Origin of the sequence: Microvirga sp. 17 mud 1-3 (assembly GCF_003151255.1) — a bacterium.
Classification (GTDB): domain Bacteria; phylum Pseudomonadota; class Alphaproteobacteria; order Rhizobiales; family Beijerinckiaceae; genus Microvirga.
The window spans coordinates 1,015,630-1,034,553 of the sequence record NZ_CP029481.1; the positions used below are offsets into that span (position 1 = coordinate 1,015,630).

General features: G+C 63.4%; 17 protein-coding genes. 7 read left to right on the forward strand and 10 right to left on the reverse strand.

From position 1 onward, the window contains the following. Positions 1–136: 136 nt before the first annotated feature. The 3 genes from C4E04_RS04700 to C4E04_RS04710 are packed head-to-tail and all read right to left on the reverse strand — an operon-like array spanning position 137 to position 1,808. Positions 137–949, reverse strand: coding sequence for an anti-sigma factor (locus C4E04_RS04700; RefSeq protein ID WP_109595422.1), 813 nt, complete (start codon positions 947–949; stop codon positions 137–139). Beyond that, complete coding sequence (locus C4E04_RS04705) at positions 946–1,455, reverse strand: sigma-70 family RNA polymerase sigma factor (RefSeq protein ID WP_109595424.1); 510 nt, start codon at positions 1,453–1,455, stop codon at positions 946–948. Before C4E04_RS04705 ends, C4E04_RS04700 begins: the two co-directional genes overlap by 4 nt. A 26-nt stretch (positions 1,456–1,481) precedes the next feature. Next, positions 1,482–1,808 (reverse strand): hypothetical protein, encoded by a 327-nt coding sequence (locus tag C4E04_RS04710; protein WP_109600774.1) that lies wholly within the window; start codon positions 1,806–1,808, stop codon positions 1,482–1,484. Between the two features lie 396 nt (positions 1,809–2,204). Here C4E04_RS04710 and C4E04_RS04715 point away from each other — a divergent pair, with 396 nt between their 5' ends. From C4E04_RS04715 to C4E04_RS04745, 7 genes are all read left to right on the forward strand, one after another. After that, positions 2,205–4,187 carry a long-chain fatty acid--CoA ligase gene (locus tag C4E04_RS04715; RefSeq protein WP_245416234.1) on the forward strand — a complete coding sequence of 661 codons (1,983 nt, stop codon included), beginning with the start codon at positions 2,205–2,207 and terminating at the stop codon, positions 4,185–4,187. After that, positions 4,184–4,984: an ABC transporter ATP-binding protein gene (locus C4E04_RS04720; RefSeq protein ID WP_109595428.1), complete on the forward strand. Its 801-nt coding sequence runs from the start codon at positions 4,184–4,186 to the stop codon at positions 4,982–4,984. The genes C4E04_RS04715 and C4E04_RS04720 overlap by 4 nt, the downstream gene beginning before the upstream one ends. A gap of 9 nt (positions 4,985–4,993) precedes the next feature. Next, on the forward strand, positions 4,994–5,950 hold the full coding sequence (locus tag C4E04_RS04725; protein ID WP_174219251.1) for a branched-chain amino acid ABC transporter permease: 957 nt from the start codon (positions 4,994–4,996) through the stop codon (positions 5,948–5,950). 12 nt (positions 5,951–5,962) lie between these two features. Then, entirely contained in the window at positions 5,963–7,048 is a 1,086-nt protein-coding gene (locus C4E04_RS04730; protein ID WP_109595430.1) for a branched-chain amino acid ABC transporter permease, read from the forward strand. 80 nt (positions 7,049–7,128) lie between these two features. Beyond that, positions 7,129–8,451 (forward strand): ABC transporter substrate-binding protein, encoded by a 1,323-nt coding sequence (locus C4E04_RS04735; protein ID WP_109595432.1) that lies wholly within the window; start codon positions 7,129–7,131, stop codon positions 8,449–8,451. Positions 8,452–8,522: 71 nt separating this feature from the next. After that, the gene (locus C4E04_RS04740; RefSeq protein ID WP_245416235.1) at positions 8,523–9,371 is read left to right on the forward strand and encodes an ABC transporter ATP-binding protein; all 849 of its coding nucleotides are present in this window, start codon (positions 8,523–8,525) and stop codon (positions 9,369–9,371) included. Between the two features lie 36 nt (positions 9,372–9,407). After that, the gene (locus C4E04_RS04745; protein WP_109595434.1) at positions 9,408–10,634 is read left to right on the forward strand and encodes a phenylacetate--CoA ligase family protein; all 1,227 of its coding nucleotides are present in this window, start codon (positions 9,408–9,410) and stop codon (positions 10,632–10,634) included. 58 nt (positions 10,635–10,692) lie between these two features. Here the strand turns inward: C4E04_RS04745 and C4E04_RS04750 are convergent, their stop codons facing one another. The 7 genes from C4E04_RS04750 to C4E04_RS04780 all read right to left on the reverse strand — a co-directional run bounded on the left by C4E04_RS04750 (position 10,693) and on the right by C4E04_RS04780 (position 18,837). After that, complete coding sequence (locus C4E04_RS04750; RefSeq protein WP_109595436.1) at positions 10,693–12,486, reverse strand: gamma-glutamyltransferase family protein; 1,794 nt, start codon at positions 12,484–12,486, stop codon at positions 10,693–10,695. A gap of 21 nt (positions 12,487–12,507) precedes the next feature. Beyond that, positions 12,508–13,377, reverse strand: a complete 870-nt coding sequence (locus C4E04_RS04755) for an ABC transporter permease (RefSeq protein ID WP_109595437.1) — start codon at positions 13,375–13,377, stop codon at positions 12,508–12,510. Then, positions 13,374–14,321, reverse strand: coding sequence for an ABC transporter permease (locus C4E04_RS04760; RefSeq protein ID WP_109595439.1), 948 nt, complete (start codon positions 14,319–14,321; stop codon positions 13,374–13,376). Before C4E04_RS04760 ends, C4E04_RS04755 begins: the two co-directional genes overlap by 4 nt. A 76-nt stretch (positions 14,322–14,397) precedes the next feature. After that, positions 14,398–15,870, reverse strand: a complete 1,473-nt coding sequence (locus C4E04_RS04765; protein ID WP_109595441.1) for an ABC transporter substrate-binding protein — start codon at positions 15,868–15,870, stop codon at positions 14,398–14,400. A gap of 56 nt (positions 15,871–15,926) precedes the next feature. After that, positions 15,927–17,018, reverse strand: a complete 1,092-nt coding sequence (locus tag C4E04_RS04770) for an ABC transporter ATP-binding protein (protein ID WP_109595443.1) — start codon at positions 17,016–17,018, stop codon at positions 15,927–15,929. Further along, a complete protein-coding gene (locus C4E04_RS04775) occupies positions 17,015–18,043 on the reverse strand; it encodes an ABC transporter ATP-binding protein (RefSeq protein WP_109600780.1) in 1,029 nt (342 codons plus the stop codon). The genes C4E04_RS04770 and C4E04_RS04775 overlap by 4 nt, the downstream gene beginning before the upstream one ends. A 23-nt stretch (positions 18,044–18,066) precedes the next feature. After that, a complete protein-coding gene (locus tag C4E04_RS04780) occupies positions 18,067–18,837 on the reverse strand; it encodes a FadR/GntR family transcriptional regulator (RefSeq protein ID WP_109595445.1) in 771 nt (256 codons plus the stop codon). Between the last annotated feature and the right edge of the window lie 87 nt (positions 18,838–18,924).

Consider the following 18,924-nt stretch of genomic DNA (forward strand, 5'->3'; position numbering starts at 1 on the left):
TCAACGCGACGCCGAAGGACTGCTGAGGTTCCGCTACGACTAGAGCCGGCAAGCATGATAGCGAACCAGGGCTCAGATAGGTTTGGAAAACCGCTCGCCTCGAAGGCCGTTGCCATCAGCGCCGCAACCCTTGCCTTTAGAGCGACCCCTTCCGCTCGGTGGGCTGCGTCTCGGTCTGGCTGTAGATCGCCTCGGCGATCAAGAGGAGCTTCTCCCGCTCCATACGCCCCGTCACCGCATAGGACAGGTCCCGGTCGATCCACAGGAAGGCCGAAACGTTGCCCTGTGCCTCGAAGCGGAACGTGGTCGGTTCGTCGCCGCTGCCGGGGCGAGCATAGAGGGTCAGGCGTCTCCCGGCTGTATCCTCGTACATGAAGAGGGCAGCGGGCGAGGACTCGGCCGGGAGCAGGCGCCCGCCGATGAGGCGGAAGCCCTGGCCCGTCAGGTCGGGGGCCTGGAGAGGCTTGCCGAGTCGGCGCGAAAGCCATTGCACGAGGTGCGCCTCCTGGCTGGCCCCGACTTCGACCGGATGAGCGGTCTCGACCACATAGGTCCGGTACGCCGCAAAGGCATCTTGTGCGACAGGCCCGATCCGTTCCTGCGCCGTGGGCGTGCTCTCCCGGGTCAACCAGGCATGGCCCACGGCTCCAATGACGGAGCCGGCCAGAAGCCCCGCCACGGCTGCTGCTGTGGCGAGGCTTGGCCAACGAGAGTGTCGGCGCTCGCTCACGAGATTGGCGACGCGGAGGCGTGAGGGGATCGGCTCGCCGGCTTTCCCGCTCAGTCGCTGACGGAGGGCTTCGCGCTGGCGCATATAGGCAGCGACCTGTGCTGCGGCCTCGTCGTGTGACGCAAGGTAGGCATCCACGGCCGCCCTGCGGTCGGGCTGCAAATATCCGTCCACATAGGCCTGAAGGTCGTCCTCGCCGATCGGGCGCTCGACCGTCATTTCACTCTCCTGAGCACTGTCGTGCCTCCTATGTCCATGAACCGCCTCATCTTCTCCCGACCCCGGCTCAGGCGCGACATAACGGTACCGACCGGTATGCCGAGAGCCCTGGCCGCATCCTCGTAAGAGAGGTCCTCCACGCTGACGAGGAGCATGACGGATCGCTGCTCTTCGGGAAGCGAATTGAGCGCCGTAAGGATGTCGCGGAGGCCGGCATGGTGTTCCGGTTCGGTGCCCGGCGCAGCCATGTCGGTAAGGACATCCGCGCTTACCTGGAGGCCACGGCGCTTCCGTTGGCGCATCCTGTCCAGGAACAGATTGTGCTGAATGGCGAACAGCCATGCCTTCAATCCACCGTCCCGGTGGCGGGAATGCCAGCGGCCGATGGCGCGTTCGAGAGTATCCTGGACGAGATCGTCCGCAGCTTCGTCATCCCTCAGGAGGGCCCAGGCGTAACGCCTCAATCCCGGGATCAGAGGCTCCAGAAGGGCGGCGATCTCGTCCAAGACAGGTGCCTTCGTCCTGTGTGGGCTTAGGGAGCCGCAACGTGCCAGATATTGTTGACGCCGTCGCCCGTAGTGTCGCCGGGCTTGGTATCCTTGACCCATGTATAAAGCGGATGACCCTTGTAGGCCCATTGCATCGAGCCGTCGTCACGCTTCACAGGGCTCCAGTCTCCACTGGCCTTTGCGCTCGCATCGGCCATCAAAGGAGGCCAATTCTGGGCGCAGGTGCCGTTACAGGCGGATTTGCCGGCGCTGTCCTTGTCGAAGGTATAGAGCGTCATGCCCTTTGCGTCGACGAGCACCTTGCCCTTCGAGGTCTCCGCCACCTTCGCCGGCGCCATGCCCTGGGCCATCGCGGTGCCTGCGCCGAACAAAATGCCGAGCAATGCGGCCGTATAGATCGTTTGCTTTATCACAGCTTATCTCCCTGGGTTCGGATCGAACCACCCAATGAGACGCTGCGACCGACCTCTTTATTCCACGGGATGGCTGGAAACCTGCAAAAAATCGCTTCCACGCCCTTTCGGAGGCAACGAGCCGGCCGGGACGTCGCATTAGCCCAACGTAGTGGTTGCTGGGGAAGAGCGGGGCCTTGTCGAAAGATGGGCCCCGATACAGAATGCCCTGCATCAAAGCCCCTTGAGGGCAAAGCCGGACAGATCGGCAAAGTGCGTAGGAAAAACTACGCCGCAGAGGAAACGAAGCCGCGGCATGCCCAGTGCAATGCCGCATCCGGAGAGGAGGCGTCGGTGACGACGGCCGCTGACTCGCGCGAGGACACGTTCCCGAAGCTGATCGTCAGCAATGCACGTCTACGCCCGCAGCGGACGGCGTTCCGGCACAAGGATCTGGGGATCTGGCAATCCTGGACCTGGGCCGAGGTCCACGACATCGTCCGAGCCTATGCGGCAGGTCTCCTCGACCTAGGCCTCACGCGCGGCGGCAAGATCGCAGTCATCGGGCATAACCGACCCTATCTGTACTGGACGATCATGGCCGCTCAATGGATCGGCGCTACGCCGGTTCCAGTTTATGCGGATTCCGTAGCCGACGAGATGGCCTACGTGCTGGCTCATGCGGAGGTGACCCATGCGGCGGTCCAGGACCAGGAGCAGGTCGACAAGCTGATCTCCATTGCGGCCAAGCTTCCGCAGCTCGAGCGGATCCTCTACGACGAGGATCGCGGCCTCCGGGACTACGACCACAGCCGCCTGCATCCGATCCGGGCGGTGGTCGAACAGGGGCGCGAGAAACTCAAGGAGCCGGAATGGACGGCCTTGCTCGAGAAGGAAATGGAACTCGGCAGGGGCGCCGATCTCGCCGTCATCCTGTACACCTCGGGCACAACCGGCCGGCCTAAGGGCGTGATGCTGACTTTCGAGAGCGTGATCGCCGCGGCGGAGATCGGCTGCAACTTCGACAGGCTCGATGAGAACGACGAGATCATCGCCTATCTGCCCATCGCCTGGGTGGGCGATCACATCTTCTCCTATGCTCAGGCCATCCTGTCAGGACTCTGCGTGAACTGTCCTGAAAGCCCTGAAACCATCGCGGATGACAGGCGCGAGATCGGTGCCACCTATATTTTCGCGCCACCCCGCGTGTTCGAGAGCCTGCTGACGCTCACCATGGTGCGCATGGAGGACGCAAGTGCTCTGAAGCGGCGCATGTTCAGGTTCTTCATCGACCATGCCGCAAGAGTGGGCGAGAGGATCCTCAACCGCGACAGGAGCGTCGGCCTCTGGGACCGCCTCGTCTGGCAAATGGGGAACGTCCTGGTCTATGCGCCGCTGCGCAACCGCTACGGCATGACCCGCGTCAAGGTCGGGTACACGGCCGGCGAGGCCATCGGGCCGGAGATCTTCCGCTTTTACCGCTCCATCGGCGTCAATCTCAAGCAGCTCTATGGACAGACGGAAGCCTCCGTTTACATCACGATGCAGCCCGACGGGGAGATCCATGCCGATACCGTCGGCCGGCCGGTGCCGCGGGTCGAAATCCGGATCGACGAGAGTGGCGAGGTTCTCTATCGCTCGCCGGGCGTCTTCCTCGGTTATTACAAGGATGACGAGAAGACGGCTGAGACCAAGACACCGGACGGCTTCGTTCATTCGGGCGATGCCGGTTTCTTCGATGCGTCGGGGCACCTCAAGATCATCGACCGGGCCAAGGATGTAGGGCGCCTGCGCGACGGGTCCCTGTTCCCGCCCAAATACATCGAGAACAAGCTCAAGTTCTATCCGAATATCAAGGAAGCCGTCTGCTTCGGTGACGGGCGCGATTATGTCGGCTGTTTCATCAACATCGATCTCGTCGCCGTCAGCAACTGGGCGGAACGGAACGGCGTGACTTATGCATCCTACCAGGAGCTTGCTGGGCATCCGCTCGTCTACGACATGATCGAGAAGCACGTGGACGAGGTCAATCGATCCCTGGCCGGCGAGCCGCGCATGGGAGGGGCCCAGATCAAGCGCTTTCTGATCCTGCATAAGGAGCTCGATGCCGATGACGGGGAGCTCACCCGCACCCAGAAGGTTCGCCGGGGCTTCATCGCGGAGCGGTATGCGCCCCTCATCCAGGCGCTTTACGACGGGTCGCAGGAGAAGGACGTTACCACCGAGGTTACCTTTGAGGACGGGCGGAAGGGAACGATTTCCGCCCGGGTCAAGCTGCGCGACATGGCGCCCCATCCCTATAATGACGGCGCCGCACTTCCGGAGGCAGCAGAATGAAGCCATTCGATCCGCAGGGAGCAGCCGCGGATGACGTCCTCCTGGCCGTCGATAACGTGACCCTGAGGTTCGGAGGCGTGAAGGCGCTCACCGATGTGTCCTTCGACATCCGGAAGGGGGAAATCCGGGCGATCATCGGGCCGAACGGGGCGGGCAAGACCTCGATGCTCAATTGCATCAACGGCTTCTACTATCCGTCCGAGGGGCGCATCACGTTCAAGGGCGAGACGCGGCGCAAGATGCGGCCCTATGTGGCGGCACGCGGCGGCATCGCGCGGACCTTCCAGAACGTCGCTCTCTTCAAGAGCATGTCGACGCTCGACAACATCATGGCCGGGCGTTCCCTCAAAATGCGCGCTGGATTCTTCTGGCAGCTCCTTCGTCACGGCCCGGCCCTGCGGGAAGACGTCGCCCATCGCAAGATTGTCGAGGACATCATCGATTTTCTCCAGATCCCGCATATCCGCCGCACGCCCGTGGGGCGTCTGCCTTATGGGCTGCAGAAACGGGTGGAACTCGGGCGCGCCCTCGCGATGGAGCCTGACCTTCTCCTGCTCGACGAACCCATGGCCGGCATGAACCTGGAGGAGAAGGAGGACATGTCCCGCTTCATCATCGAGGTGAATCAGCAGTTCGGGACGACGATCGCGCTCATCGAGCACGACATGGGAGTGGTCATGGACCTGTCCGACCGGGTCGTGGTGCTGGAATACGGCCGCAAGATCGCCGACGGGACGCCCGAGGAGGTGAAAAGCGATCCGCGCGTCGTCGATGCCTATCTCGGCGTCGCTCACTAGGGAGGTGGGATGGACATTCTCTACAAGGTCCTGGTCGAACCCTTCGTCTTCATGGGCGAGGCCCCGGACCTCCTGGTGCAGACCCTCTGGGAGGGTCTCGTATCCGGCGTGCTCTATGCCCTGATCGCCCTGGGCTTCGTCCTGATCTTCAAGGCCTCCGGCGTGTTCAACTTCGCGCAGGGCATCATGGTCGTCTTTGCGGCCCTGACCCTGATCGGCTTCTATGAGCTAGGCGTGCCCGCTTTGCTCGCCCTGCTCCTGACGGCAGGCGTCATGCTGCTTCTCGCGATGGCGGTCGAGCGGGTAGTGCTGCGCCCCCTCGTCAACCAGCCGGACATCATCCTCTTCATGGCAACCTTCGGCCTGACCTATCTTTTGATCGGTCTGGGTGAGCTGATCTTCGGCGGATCGCCGAAGGAGATGATCACGGATGCGCTCTATCTGCCTCAGGGCGTGACGGAACTGACCATCATGGGCGGCCCGGTCCGATTCCAACATCTCGATATCGCGGCAGCGATCATCGCCTCCCTCATCATCGCGGGCCTTGCGGTCTTCTTCTCGAAGACCCGGATCGGCCGCGCCCTGCGGGCCGTGGCGGACAGTCATAAGGCGGCACTCTCGGTCGGAATTTCGCTCAACCAGATCTGGGTCATCGTTTGGTTTGCGGCCGGCATCGTGGCTCTCGTGGCCGGCATCATGTGGGGCGCCCGCTCGGGCGTTTCGTTCTCACTCCAGATCATCGCCCTGAAGGCCCTGCCGGTGCTGATCCTCGGCGGCTTCACGTCGATCCCAGGGGCCATCATCGGAGGGCTCGTCGTCGGCATCGGCGAGAAGGTCGGGGAGTTCTACTGGGGCCCCCTCGTCGGCGGCGGGATCGATACCTGGCTCGCCTATGTCATCGCGCTCCTTTTCCTCCTCTACAGGCCCCAGGGCATGTTCGGGGAGCGCATCATCGAACGCATCTGAGAGGAACCCTGCGTGCTCTATCGTGAAGCCGGACAGTTCAAGACCACCTATTCGTCCGACATGGCGGTCTTCCGCCTGCGCGAGGACAGGATCGGCATCGCCGTCATCGTGGCGGTCGCCTATGCGCTCGCCTTCGTGGGAAGCGACTTCCTGTTGCAGGCCGTCCTGATCCCCTTCCTGGTCTTCTCGCTGGCCGCCATCGGCCTCAACATTCTCACGGGCTATGCCGGGCAGCTCTCCCTCGGGACGGGCGCTTTCATGGGGGTAGGGGCCTATGCCTGCTACAAGCTCATGACGGCTTTCCCGGACGTGAACGTCATCGTTTGGATTCTGGTGTCAGGCTTCTTCTCTGCCGCCGTGGGGGCGCTCTTCGGGCTGCCATCCTTACGCATCAAGGGCTTCTATCTCGCGGTTGCAACCCTGGCCGCCCAGTTCTTTCTGCAATGGTGCTTCATCCGGGTGCCATGGCTCGTCAACTACAACGTCTCCGGCGCCCTCGACGCTCCCTTGCGGACACTGTTCGGGGTCCCGGTCGTTGGAGCGACGGCGACGTCGCAGACGCGCTATCTCGTGGTCCTGACCCTCGTCATCGTCCTCACCTGGCTCGCCTCGAACCTCGTTCGCGGCCGGATCGGCCGCATGTGGATCGCCGTGCGCGACATGGACCTCGCCGCCGAACTCATGGGCATCCGCCTGCTCCAGACGAAGCTGCTCGCCTTTGCGGTCTCGTCCTATTATTGCGGCGTCGCCGGAGCCCTGATGGTGTTCCTCTGGTACGGCGGCGCGGAGTACGACGTTTTTAACATCAACCAGTCCTTCTTCATCCTCTTCATGGTGATCATCGGCGGCCTCGGAAGCCTGATCGGGTCTTTCTTCGGCGCAGCACTGATCTTCATCATGCCGATCGTCCTCGGCATCGTACTGCCGGCAATTCTGTCGCCCTTCGGCCTATCCGTCGGGGCCGAGACCATCGAGCATCTGCGCTTCATGATCGTGGGCGCACTCATCATCTTTTTCCTGATCGTCGAACCGCACGGACTCGCGCGGCTTTGGCAGATCGGCAAACAGAAGCTCCTGGTCTGGCCATTCCCCTATTGAGTGTGGGGAGGGGCTAAGACCGCCAGGGAGACGTCGCTCAGCAAGGACCGGCTTGGCCGGATAACATGGGAGGAACGCCGATGTCGTTTCGCAGAGTGAGTCTAGGACTAGCCGCCGCGTTGCTGATGGGGGGAGCGGCTGCGCCCGCCGCCGCACAGGATTCCATCTATGTCCCCCTGTTCACCTACCGGACCGGGCCCTTTGCCGGATCCGGAACATTTATTGCGGACGGGATGCACGATTATCTGGAGATGCTGAACCAGCGGGACGGCGGCATCGGCGGCGTGAAGTTAGTGATCGAGGAATGCGAGACCGGATACGACACCAAGAAGGGTGTCGAGTGCTATGAGGCCGTGAAGGGCAAGAACCCGGTCATCGTCAATCCCTGGTCGACCGGCATCACGCTGCCCCTGATCCCGCGCGCGGCGGTCGATAAGATCCCGATCCTATCCATGGCCTATGGACTCTCGGCTTCTGCCCGTGGCGACATCTTCCCCTGGGTCTTCAATCCGCCGACCACGTACTGGGACGGCATGTCAATGATCATCAAGTATATCGGCGAGAAGGAGGGCGGGCTCGACAAGCTGAAAGGCAAGAAGATCGGCTTCCTCCATCTCGATGCCAGCTTCGGCAAGGAGCCGATTCCGCTCCTCGAGGAACTCTCGAAGGAGCTCGGCTTCGAGGTCAAGCTCTATCCGGTGGCCGCCCAGGACATGCAGAACCAGTCGTCCCAGTGGCTGAGCGTGCGCCGTGACCGGCCCGATTACATGATCATGTGGGGCTGGGGTTCCATGAATGGCGGCGCGATCAAGGAGGCCGTGCGCTCCGGCTACCCGATGGACAAGTTCCTGTCCGTCTGGTGGCCGGGAGAGGATGACGCCAGAAGCGGCGGCGCGGGCGCGAAGGGCTTCAAGATGCTCAACTGGCATGGTGTCGGAACGAGCTACCCGGCCCTTCAGGACATTCTCAAGAACGTCGTAGATAAGGGATTGTCGAAAGCCTCGAAGGAGAAGGTTGGCGAGCTTCTCTACAACCGCGGCGTCTATAATTCCCTCCTGATCGCCGAGGCCATCGCCAATGCCCAGAGGCTGACGGGCAAGAAGGCTGTGACCGGAGAGGACGTGCGCCGGGGCATGGAGACCATCAAGCTCGATCCGGCCCGTCTCAAGGCGCTCGGCCTGGAGGGTTTCACGGACCAGATCACCCTGTCCTGTGATGATCATAACGGCCACCGCCCCGCCTTCATGCAGGAATGGGACGGAACCAAATGGGTGAAGATCTCCGATCCCATCGAGCCCATGAGCGATCGCGTGAAGGCGCAGCTCGAGGCTGCCGCGAAGGACTATGCCGAGAAGAATGCGGGCTGGCCCAAGCGGACGGAGGCTTGCGACAAGGCGAGCTGACGCTCCTCGGATGATTTCCTGCGGGCGGTCTCAACCTGCCCGCAGGCCAAATGGACGGAAAGGAGATCCCGGTGGAACGAACGACGCACACCCTGGAGGCGGATCGCAAGCCGCATGAGGATCTTGTCCTGTCCGTCAACAATATCGAGGTCATCTACGATCATGTGATCCTGGTTCTGAAGGGCGTCTCGCTCTCAGTCTCTCGCGGCGGCATCGTGGCACTCCTCGGGGCCAATGGGGCCGGCAAGACGACCACGCTGAAGGCCATTTCCAACCTTCTCCATGCGGAGCGTGGAGAGGTGACCAAGGGCAGCATCATGTTCGACGGAGAGCGCGTGGATCGTCTCTCCCCAAACGAACTCGTGCGGCGCGGTTGCATCCAGGTTCTGGAGGGGCGGCACTGCTTCGGCCACCTGACCATCGAGGAGAACCTCCTGACGGGCGCCTTCACCCGGAGGGACGGTCAGGCTGCCATCCGGCGCGACCTGGAAGCGATCTACGATTATTTCCCGCGCCTCAAGCAGCGCCGAGGTTCCATGGCGGGCTATACCTCGGGGGGCGAGCAGCAGATGTGTGCCATCGGCCGGGCCATGATGTCCCGGCCCAAGATGATCCTCCTGGACGAGCCTTCGATGGGGCTCGCGCCGCAGATCGTGGAAGAGATCTTCGAGATCGTCCGCAAGCTCAACGAGACGGAAGGCGTGTCTTTCCTCCTCGCGGAGCAGAACACCAATATGGCGCTGAAATACGCCACCTACGGCTATATCCTCGAGACAGGACGCGTCGTAATGGACGGCCCTGCCTCCATGCTCCGCGAGAATGAGGACGTGAAGGAATTCTATCTCGGCGTCTCCGAAGGGGACCGCAAATCGTTCCTCGAAGTGAAGAGCTACAAGCGCCGCAAGCGCTGGCTCGCCTGACGCGCCTTTCCCTGACCGTTGAAGAGAGCTCTATCTGTGACCGAGTTTTTCGATGCGCTCGAAACGCGCAGCCAAGCCGAACGCGACGCGGACCTGTTTGCCCGTCTGCCAAGCATTTTGAAAAAGGCCATTCAGGCTCCCGCCTACGCGGCGCGCATGCGTGGTGTCGACCCGGACGCAATTTCGAGCCGTGAGGCGCTTGCCCGCCTGCCGGTCCTGCGTAAGTCCGAGCTGCCGGCCTTGCAGCAGACCTCGATGCCATTCGGCGGCTTCGTTCCCGGATCGATGGAGGCGTTCGGACGGCTCTTCACCTCGCCGGGGCCGATTTTCGAGCCGGAAGGCGTCGAGTCCGATGTCTGGCGGGCGGGGCGCGGTCTTTATGCTGCGGGCTTCCGCAAGGGAGACGTGGTCCTCAACACCCTGAGCTATCACATGACGCCCGGTGGCTTCATCATGGATTCGGGCGCGCGTGCCCTGGGCTGTGCCGTGATTCCGGCAGGGCCGGGTAATGTGGAGCTGCAATATGAGGTGATCGGGGCGTACCGGCCTGTCGCCTATACGGGAACACCGGACTTCCTCAAGATCCTCCTGGACGGTGCGGCTGCGGCCGGAAAGGATCTCTCGTCCATCCGGCGCGCGCTGGTCTCCGGCGCGGCCTTTCCCCGCTCCCTCCAGGAGGAGTTCGCCGAGCGCGGGATTGCGGCCTACCAGGCCTATGCAACGGCCGATCTCGGCTTCATCGCGTACGAGACGTCCGCAAGGGAGGGTCTCGTGGTCAACGAGAACATTATCGTCGAGATCGTCCGGCCGGGAACCGGCGATCCGGTTCCCGAGGGAGAGGTTGGCGAAGTCGTCGTGACGACCCTCGATCCGCACCGCCCCTGGATCCGTCTCGCCCTGGGTGACCTGAGTGCTGTTATGTCGGGGCAGAGCCCCTGCGGCCGCACGAACATGCGCATCAAGGGCTGGATGGGGCGCGCCGACCAAGCCACGAAGGTGAAGGGCATGTTCGTGCGGCCCGAGCAAATTGCCGAGATCGGCCGCAAGCATCCGGAAGCTGGCCGCCTGCGTCTCGTGGTGACCCGAGAAGGAGAGGCGGACGTGATGACCCTGAAGGCGGAAGCCCGCGAGGCCGCTCTCGCCGTCGCCCTCGCGGCCACGCTCCAGGACCTGACCAAGATGAAGGGCCGTGTAGAGATCGTGCCGCCCGGAGCCCTGCCGAACGACGGCAAGGTCATCGCGGACGAGCGGACTTACACCTGAGCGCATCCGTCTCCGGAACGGCGGGCCCGGGGAGGGGCCCGCTCTTCACCGGAGATCGTTACCGTCCGACCGCGTAGGCCTGCATCAGGCGCGGAGTGGCCGCCCCATGGAGCAGCCCATCCTTGTCGCGACTGGCCGCCACGAGGCGCCCGATGGTCCAGATCGGCATGGTATCGACGTCGTGTCCGCGCGCCCGCAGCTCCTCCAGAACCTCGGGACCGAAACCCTCCTCTGCCGCCAGATGCCCGGGCTTCTGCTCCCGAGGGTAGAAGGAGGAGGGGAAATGTGCCGTGTGCGCCATGGGCAGATCGATGGCCTCCTGCAGGTTGAGGCCGTGATGGGCATGGCGCAGGAAGAGCAGCAGCTGCCACTGCTCCTGCTGGTCGCCGCCCGGAGAGCCGAACACCATGTAGGGTTCACCGTCCTTCTCGGCGAGCGTCGGGGTGAGGGTGGTGCGCGGCCGCTTGCCCGGCTCCAGGCTCGCCGGAAGCCCTGTCTCCAGCCAGAACATTTGGGCGCGGGAGTTGAGCATGAAGCCCAGCTCAGGGATCACCGGCGAGGATTGCAGCCATCCGCCGGACGGCATGGCGGCGATCATGTTCCCATGCCGGTCGACCACGTCGATATGCACCGTGTCGCCCCGGCGCGCGGAGCGCATGGACGCAAGAGTCGGCTCGCTGCCCATCACCTTGCGGTCCGTGGTGGAGAGTTCGCGCAGAGCCTTCATCATGCGCTCGACCTGCAGCTCATATCCGTCCACATGTCCGGGCCGCAGCTCCAGTGAGGCACGCTCGCCGATCAGCTTGCGCCGCTCGTCCGAATAGGCGTCGGAGAGGAGCGTCTCCATAGGAACCTTCACAAAGTTCGGGTCGCCGTAATAGGCTTCCCGATCCGCGAAGGCGAGCTTCATCGCTTCCACGACCGTGTGGATGAAGGAGGCGCTCGTCGGCCCCATGGACTCCAGGTCGAAGCCCTTGAGAAGAGCCAGCGTCTGGAGGAAGACCGGTCCCTGCCCCCATGGGCGGATCTTGTTGACGCGGTAATTGTGATACTCGTAGGTCTGAGGCGCATCGTAGCTTGCGGACCAGGAGGCCATGTCGTCCGCCGTAATGACGCCCCGGTGCCGGGAGCCCGACTGATCCATGACCTCATGGCTGCGGGCGAAACGGTCGATCGCCTCGGCTACGAAGCCTTTGTAGAAGGCTTCCCGAGCCGCCTCGATTTCCCCTTCGCGGTCGCGGCCTTTCGCTTCGGCTTCCCGAAGGATGCGCTTCCAGGTTTCGGCCAGTTGTGGGTTGCGGAAGAGCTTGCGTGCCTCGGGCACGTTTCCGCCCGGCAGGAAGACGGCAGACGAAGTCGGCCATTCGGTCTCGAAGAAATCCTTGAGGCCTTTGATCGTATCCGACACGCGCGGCAGAAGCGGGTGCCCCTTTTCGGCGTAGTAGATTGCAGGCTCCAGCACTTCGCGCAGGCGCAGGCTGCCATGATCGCGCAGGAGAATCATCCACGCGTCAAAGGCGCCGGGTATAACCGTGGCAAGGAGCCCGTTCCCCGGAATGAGCGACAGTCCCTCGCGCTTGTAATGCTCGATCGTCGCGCCCCTCGGCGCCGTTCCCTGACCGCACAGCACCTCGACCTTCTTGGTCTTCGCGGAATAGAAGACGGCCGGAACCTCGCCGGCGGGGCCGACGAGATGCGGCTCGACGACCTGGAGAACGAAGCCGGACGCGACGCAGGCGTCGAAGGCGTTACCGTTCTTCTCGAGCATCGCCATGCCGGCCGCGGAGGCGAGCCAGTGCGTCGACGTGACGATGCCAAATGTGCCGAGGATTTCAGGCCTTGTCGTGAACATGTGACTAATCCGGTTGAGATGTTAGTTTTCGCGAGGGTCCAGGGCATCGCGCAGGCCGTCTCCAAGGAGATTGAAGCCGAGCACGATGAGGAAGATGGCGGAGCCGGGGAAGAAGGACATCCATGGCGCCTGTTCCATGAAGTTCTTGGCCGTGTTGAGCATGGATCCCCAGGAGGGGTTCGGCGGCTGCTGCCCGAGGCCGAGGAACGAGAGGCTCGCTTCCGCGATGATGGCGCTGGCGATCGTGAGCGTCGCTTGGACCAGGATCGGCGGAATGACGTTCGGCAGGACGTAGCGGACAAGGATCCAGAAGTCGGGAAGGCCGATGGCGCGGGCCCCCTCGACGTAATCCTCCGCCTTGACCGACAGGACCTGGCCGCGCGTGAGCCGGATGAAGATCGGCATAGCCGAGAGGCCGATGGCGATCATGGCGTTGGTCAGGCTGGGGCCCAGGAACGCCGCAAGAGCGATGGCGAAGATCAGGAACGGAATGGCCAGCATCGCGTCGGTCGAGCGCGAGATTACGGCATCGATCCATCCGCCGAAATAGCCCGAGACGAGGCCGAAGGGCACGCCCAGGAGAACGGCGATGGCCACCGAGACGACGCCCGCCGAAAGGGAGGCTCTGGCTCCCCACACCATGCGCGAAAACACGTCGCGGCCCAGCTCGTCCGTGCCGAACCAGAAGATGGCGGAGGGTGGCTTGCGGATCGTCATGAAGCTCGGCTTCACGGGATCGAACGGCGCCACAAGCGGCGCCACGAGGGCGACCGCCACGAAGAAAAGCACGATGATGGCACCGAACAAGGCGCTGCGGTTCTTCAGGAACTTGGCCAGAACGCGGTTGCGCTTCTTGGGAAGCGCAAGGTCTTCCGTGATGGCGAGCGTCATCGGGCGTGCCTCAGGCGGGGATTGGCGAGAACGTAGAGGACGTCGGCAAGCAGGTTCATGAGGATGAAGCCGACGGCCGTACACAGGACGACCCCCTGCACCACCGCGTAGTCACGGTTGAAGACCGCATCCACGATGAGCTTGCCGAAGCCTGGGATCGTAAAGATCTGCTCGGTCAGCACCGCACCGGCGAGGAGCTCGCCGAACAGGAGCGTTGAAAGGGTAATGATGGGCACGAGTGCATTGCGCAGGGCGTGCTTCATGATCACCACCCGCCCGAGCAGGCCTTTCGCGCGCGCCGTGCGGATGTAGTCGGAGCGCAGCACGCCCAGCATAGCGCTGCGCGTATGCCGCATCAGGCTCGCGGCGAGCCCCGTGCCGAGCACAAAGGCCGGCATGATCATGGTCTTGATGTTGAGCCACAGGTCTTCGCTCGGCGGGACAAAGCCCGAGGCGGGCAGAAGCTTCCAGCGCACCGAGACCAGCATGATGAGGAGAATGCCGAGCCAGAAATTGGGGATCGACAGCCCGGACAGCGCCACCACGTTGGCGGCATAGTCGACGGACGTCCCTTTTCTGACGGCAGAGAGGATCCCGGCCGGAATCCCGATGGCGAAGGCCACGATCATGGCGAAGATCGCAAGCTCGATCGTGACCGGCAGCTTGCCCAAGATCAGCGTCAGGACGGGAATGTCCGTGCGCAGGGAGATGCCGAGATTCCCCTGAAGAACCTGGCCGATCCAGGCGAAATACTGGACCGGGATCGGGTCATCGAGACGATATTTCTCGCGCAGGAAGGCCAGGACCTGCGGATCCCGCTCCTCGCCCGCCAGGGTCAGCACGGGGTCTCCCGGCAGGAGCTGCTGCAGGGTGAAGACCAGGACCGACACGATCAATATGGTCGGGATGGCGATCAGGATGCGCTTGGCGATGTAGCGGAGCATAGGGCTCTGGCTTCTTCTCTGCGATATCGGAGGAGCCTGCCCGGTCCGCGACCGGGCAGGCCTGGAGCCGTGGTCTTTAGGACGAGAACTTCACGCCCTTGAGCCGGATCATGCCGTCCGGATAGGGGCGGAAGCCCTGCACCTTCTTGGCCAGAACGAAGGGCCAGGGCTGGTAGTAGTTGTAGATGATAGGCAGTTCGTCCTGGAGGATCGTCTGCGCCGCATCGTACAGCTCCTTGCGCTTCGCCTCGTCCGTGACGGCGCGCGCCTCGTTGAGGAGCCTGTCGACTTCCGGATTGCAATAGCGGCCGTCGTTGAGACCACCCTTGCAGGTCACGAAGGGGTGGATGTTGCCGTCGGGATCGACACGGCCGGACCAACCGATCACGTTGACGTCGAAGTTCCCGGCCTGGGCCTCTTTCTGCATGGCCGCGAACTCGGTGGGACGCAGAGAGATATCGAATCCGGCCTCGGCCGCCATGGCCTGGATGATCTCGGCGATCTGCTGCGTCGTCGTGCTCGTGCCGAAGGTCAGGTCGAACTTCACCTTGTCGACGCCTGCCTCCTTCAGGAGCTTCTTGGCCTTCTCGACATCGCGCTTCTTGGCCGCGAACTTCTTGTCGTTATAAGGGCTGGCTTCCGGGAAGGGTTGTCCCGCCGGCGGGAAGATGCCCTGGCCCACGACCTCGTTGATGACGTCGCGGTCGATGGCGTATTCGAGAGCCTGGCGGACCCGCTTGTCCTGTCCGAGCGGGGACTTGGAGCGCTCGCCGTTATTGGTGTTGATTGTCAGGCCCTGGTAGCCGATGCCGCTGACCGGCGCGAAGGTGAGGGAGGAATCCTGCTTCACGGCCGCGACGTCGCTCGGCGCAAGGCGCTCCAGCATGTCGAGATTGCCGGCCTTGAGATTGGCGAGGCGAACGGTCGTATCCGGAATCGGCTGGAAGACGACCTTCTCGAAGTTATAGTCCTTGGCGTCCCAGTAATCCTTGAAGCGCTCCAGGACGATGCGGTCGTTCTGCACGCGCTCGACGAACCGGAAGGGACCTGAGCAGACGGGCTTCTGGCCGAAATCGGCAGATGCGAGGGCCTTGGGCGACATCATCATGCCGGCGCGGTCGGAGAGCTGCGACAGGAGCGTCGCATCGGGCCGGGACAGTTTGAGCGCCACAGTCATGTCGTCGACGGCCTCGACGCTTTCCACCGAGCCGAGCTCACTCTTGCGCAGGCTGTCGGGCAGAGTCCGGGCACGGTCGATGTTCGCCTTCACGGCGGCGGCGTTCAAGGGCTCTCCATCATGGAACTTGACCCCCGGACGCAGCTTGAACGTGAGGGTCTTGGGATCCGTCCAAGTCCATTCTGTTGCCAGCTGAGGGACAAACTTCAGCTCGGGCGTGATGTCGATGAGCTTGTCGCACAACGACGTGAAGACGATCCGCCCCACGAATGTCCGGGCGCGATGCGGATCAAGCACGTCCGGATCCTCGTTGAGGCCGATCCGGAGGGTCTGGGCGGATGCTGCGGTGCCCATCGCGAGCGCGACGGTCATTGCGAGCGGGAAAAGTGACTTCTTCAATTCTCTCTCCTCTGGTTCTTGTCTGGTTCTTAGCGGCCTGGATTTGCGGCCTCGTCTTGCCGTTCTCGCCAAGCCTTGTAGAGCGCCATGCGCTTGGCGAGCGCAGGGCTTGGGGGTGGGGCCGAAATGCTGCCCGCACCCGCGTTCTGGATCTCGCGCCAGAAGTGACAGGCAACGTGTCGGCCGTCGCCGGCATCTTCGAACAGGGGGCGCTGCTCCCGGCAGATCGGGCGCGCATGAGGGCAGCGCGTATGAAAGCGGCATCCAGACGGCGGAGATGTCGGACTCGGCACATCGCCTTGGAGAAGGGGCTTGGGCTTGCGGCCCGCAGGGCTCGGGATCGGGATGGCCGTCAGGAGCGCCTGTGTATAGGGATGGAGCGGACGGTCGAACAGGTCGTCCGTCGCGCTGAGCTCGACGATCTCTCCGAGATACATGACCGCGACCCGGTCGCTCATATGGCGGATGACCGCGAGGTCGTGCGCCACGATCACGAGTGTGAGCCCGAAACGGTCCTTCAGGTCTTCGAGGAGGTTGACGATTTGGGCCTGGATCGAAACGTCGAGGGCCGAGACGGGCTCGTCCCCGACGATCAGCTTCGGCTCACCGGCGAGCGCCCGGGCGATGCCGATGCGCTGGCGCTGGCCGCCCGAGAACTCGTGCGGATAGCGGTTCGCATGGGCGGGCAGCAGGCCGACCGTGCGCAGAAGCTCCGCAACCTGTTCCCGCCTCTGCGCTCCCTTCCCGAGCCCGTGCAGCCAGATCGGCTCGCCGACGATGTCGCCCACGGTCATGCGTGGATTAAGGGAAGCGAAGGGGTCCTGGAAAATGATCTGCAATTCGCGCCGGAGGCGTCGCATCTCACCCTGGTCGAGGGATAGGATTGACCGGCTCTCGTAGAGAACGTCACCCGCTGTGGGCTCGATCAGCCTTAGGAGAAGGCGGCCAAGAGTCGACTTTCCGCAGCCCGATTCACCGACGACCGCAAGGGTTTCGCCCCGGCGGACCGACAGGGACACTCCGTCCACCGCATGAACGACGGTCTGCGAAGAGAAGAGGCCACCGCCGCCGAAGTGCTTGACCAGGCCGACCCCCTGTAGAATGACGTCGTCGCTATTCATGCCGCACCTCCCCGGTGGATTTCGAGCGGGGCGTACCAGCAGCGTGCCGAATGCCCGGGTGAGAGCTCTGCGAGAGGTGGGGGCTCCGTATCGCAGCGTGTGTCGGCAAAGGGGCAACGAGGCGCGAAACGGCATCCCTTAGGCATGAGTTCGGCTGGCGGAACCGTGCCGCGGATCGTGGCGAGGCGCCCCTGGCGGCGGCCGAGCGACGGGACGGAGCCCATCAGCCCGATCGTATAGGGATGCTGCGGATCGTCGAAGATCGCCTCGACGGGGCCAGCTTCGACGATCCTTCCGGCGTACATGACGGCGACGTCATCGGCGACCTCCGCGACGACACCGAGGTCATGGGTGATCAGGATCATCGCCATGCCGCTTTCGTCCTGAAGGCGGCGGATGAGGGAGATGATCTGCGCCTGGATCGTCACGTCGAGGGCGGTCGTCGGCTCGTCGGCGATCAGCAGTTCCGGCTCGTTGGCAAGAGCCATGGCAATCATGATGCGCTGGCGCATGCCGCCCGACATCTCATGAGGATAGGCCTGCATGCGCTTTTCCGGTGCGGGAATCCGGACCCGCCGGAGCATGTCGAGAGCCCGCTCCCTTGCGTCGGCCTTCGACACCTTCCTGTGGCGGAGAATGCCTTCCGTGATCTGGTCCCCCACCGTGAAGGCGGGATTGAGCGAGGTCATGGGCTCCTGGAAGATCATCGCGGTCCGGTTGCCGCGCATGTCGGCTCGCTCTCGCTCGGAAAGGCCAAAAAGATCTTTCCCGCGGAATTGGGCAGTCCCGTTCACGAGCCTCGCCGGAGGTGTCGGAAGAAGCCCCATAAGAGAGAGCGCTGTGACGCTCTTCCCGCAGCCGGATTCTCCGACCAGGCAAAGGGTCTTGCCCTTGGCGACCGAGAAGGAAACATCGTCCACCACATTGACGCCCGGAGGGGCGCCATCGAAGCGGATCGAGAGATTTTCCACGCGAAGTAGGGTCTCAGGATCCGAATGACTTCGGGGGTCGAGTTCCGTGCTCATCGTCCGAAGCACCGTATCGTCGATCATGCTGCGGGCCGTCCCTGATCATCCGGTGAAGACACATCCGAAGGCGCATTGTCCTGGGCCGTCGTCGTGGAGCGGGTCATGATCCTGAGCAGGCTGGCACGGACGGTTTCCAGGTGCTCGCGCATGGCCTGTTCCGCTGCTCCACCGTCTCGGGCCGCAATGGCGTCAACGATTCGGCTGTGCTGGTTCACGTAATTGCGCTGCCCAGGCTTTGACCGCGCCTGCTCGCGAAGCCGCCGCCAGGTAGGGTCCTGCCGGATCCGGTTCATGACGTCGAAGAACATGAAGAGCAGGCTGTTGCCGGCCGCTTCGGCAATGGCCCGGTGAAAGGCGCCGTCCCACAATTCCCGGCTGTCCATATCCCCGTCGGCGCTTGAGGCCGTCTTGCCCGCAAGATGGGTCAGCCGCTCGATGTCGCCGTTCGATGCCCGCAGGGCGGCGAGGCGGGTGAGGGCGGGCTCGATCTCGAGCCGGGCCTCCATGATTTCCAGGGGATTGGTGCCGCTCGACAGGGCTTCGAGGTCTACTTTCGTCCGCAGAGGGCGGGATCCCACGAAGGTTCCTTTTCCCTGCTGGCGCCAGATCCGCCCTTCCGCCTCGAGAACCTCAAGAGCTCGCCTCAGGGCACGCCGTCCCACGCCGATCTGCTGCGACAGGGATCGCTCAGGCGGCAACTGGGCATCGGCCCCGCCGTCGAGCGAGTCGAGCAGGATCCGCAATTGCCGAAGGGCAAAGTCCGAGCTGTCCGGCAAGGGCTCAAAGATCATCCAGCCTCCCTCAAGACTGATTGTTACTTTGATGCACCGATGCGCGGTTCTTTATTGCTTGGCCTTCGATCGATGCGAAACAAACTT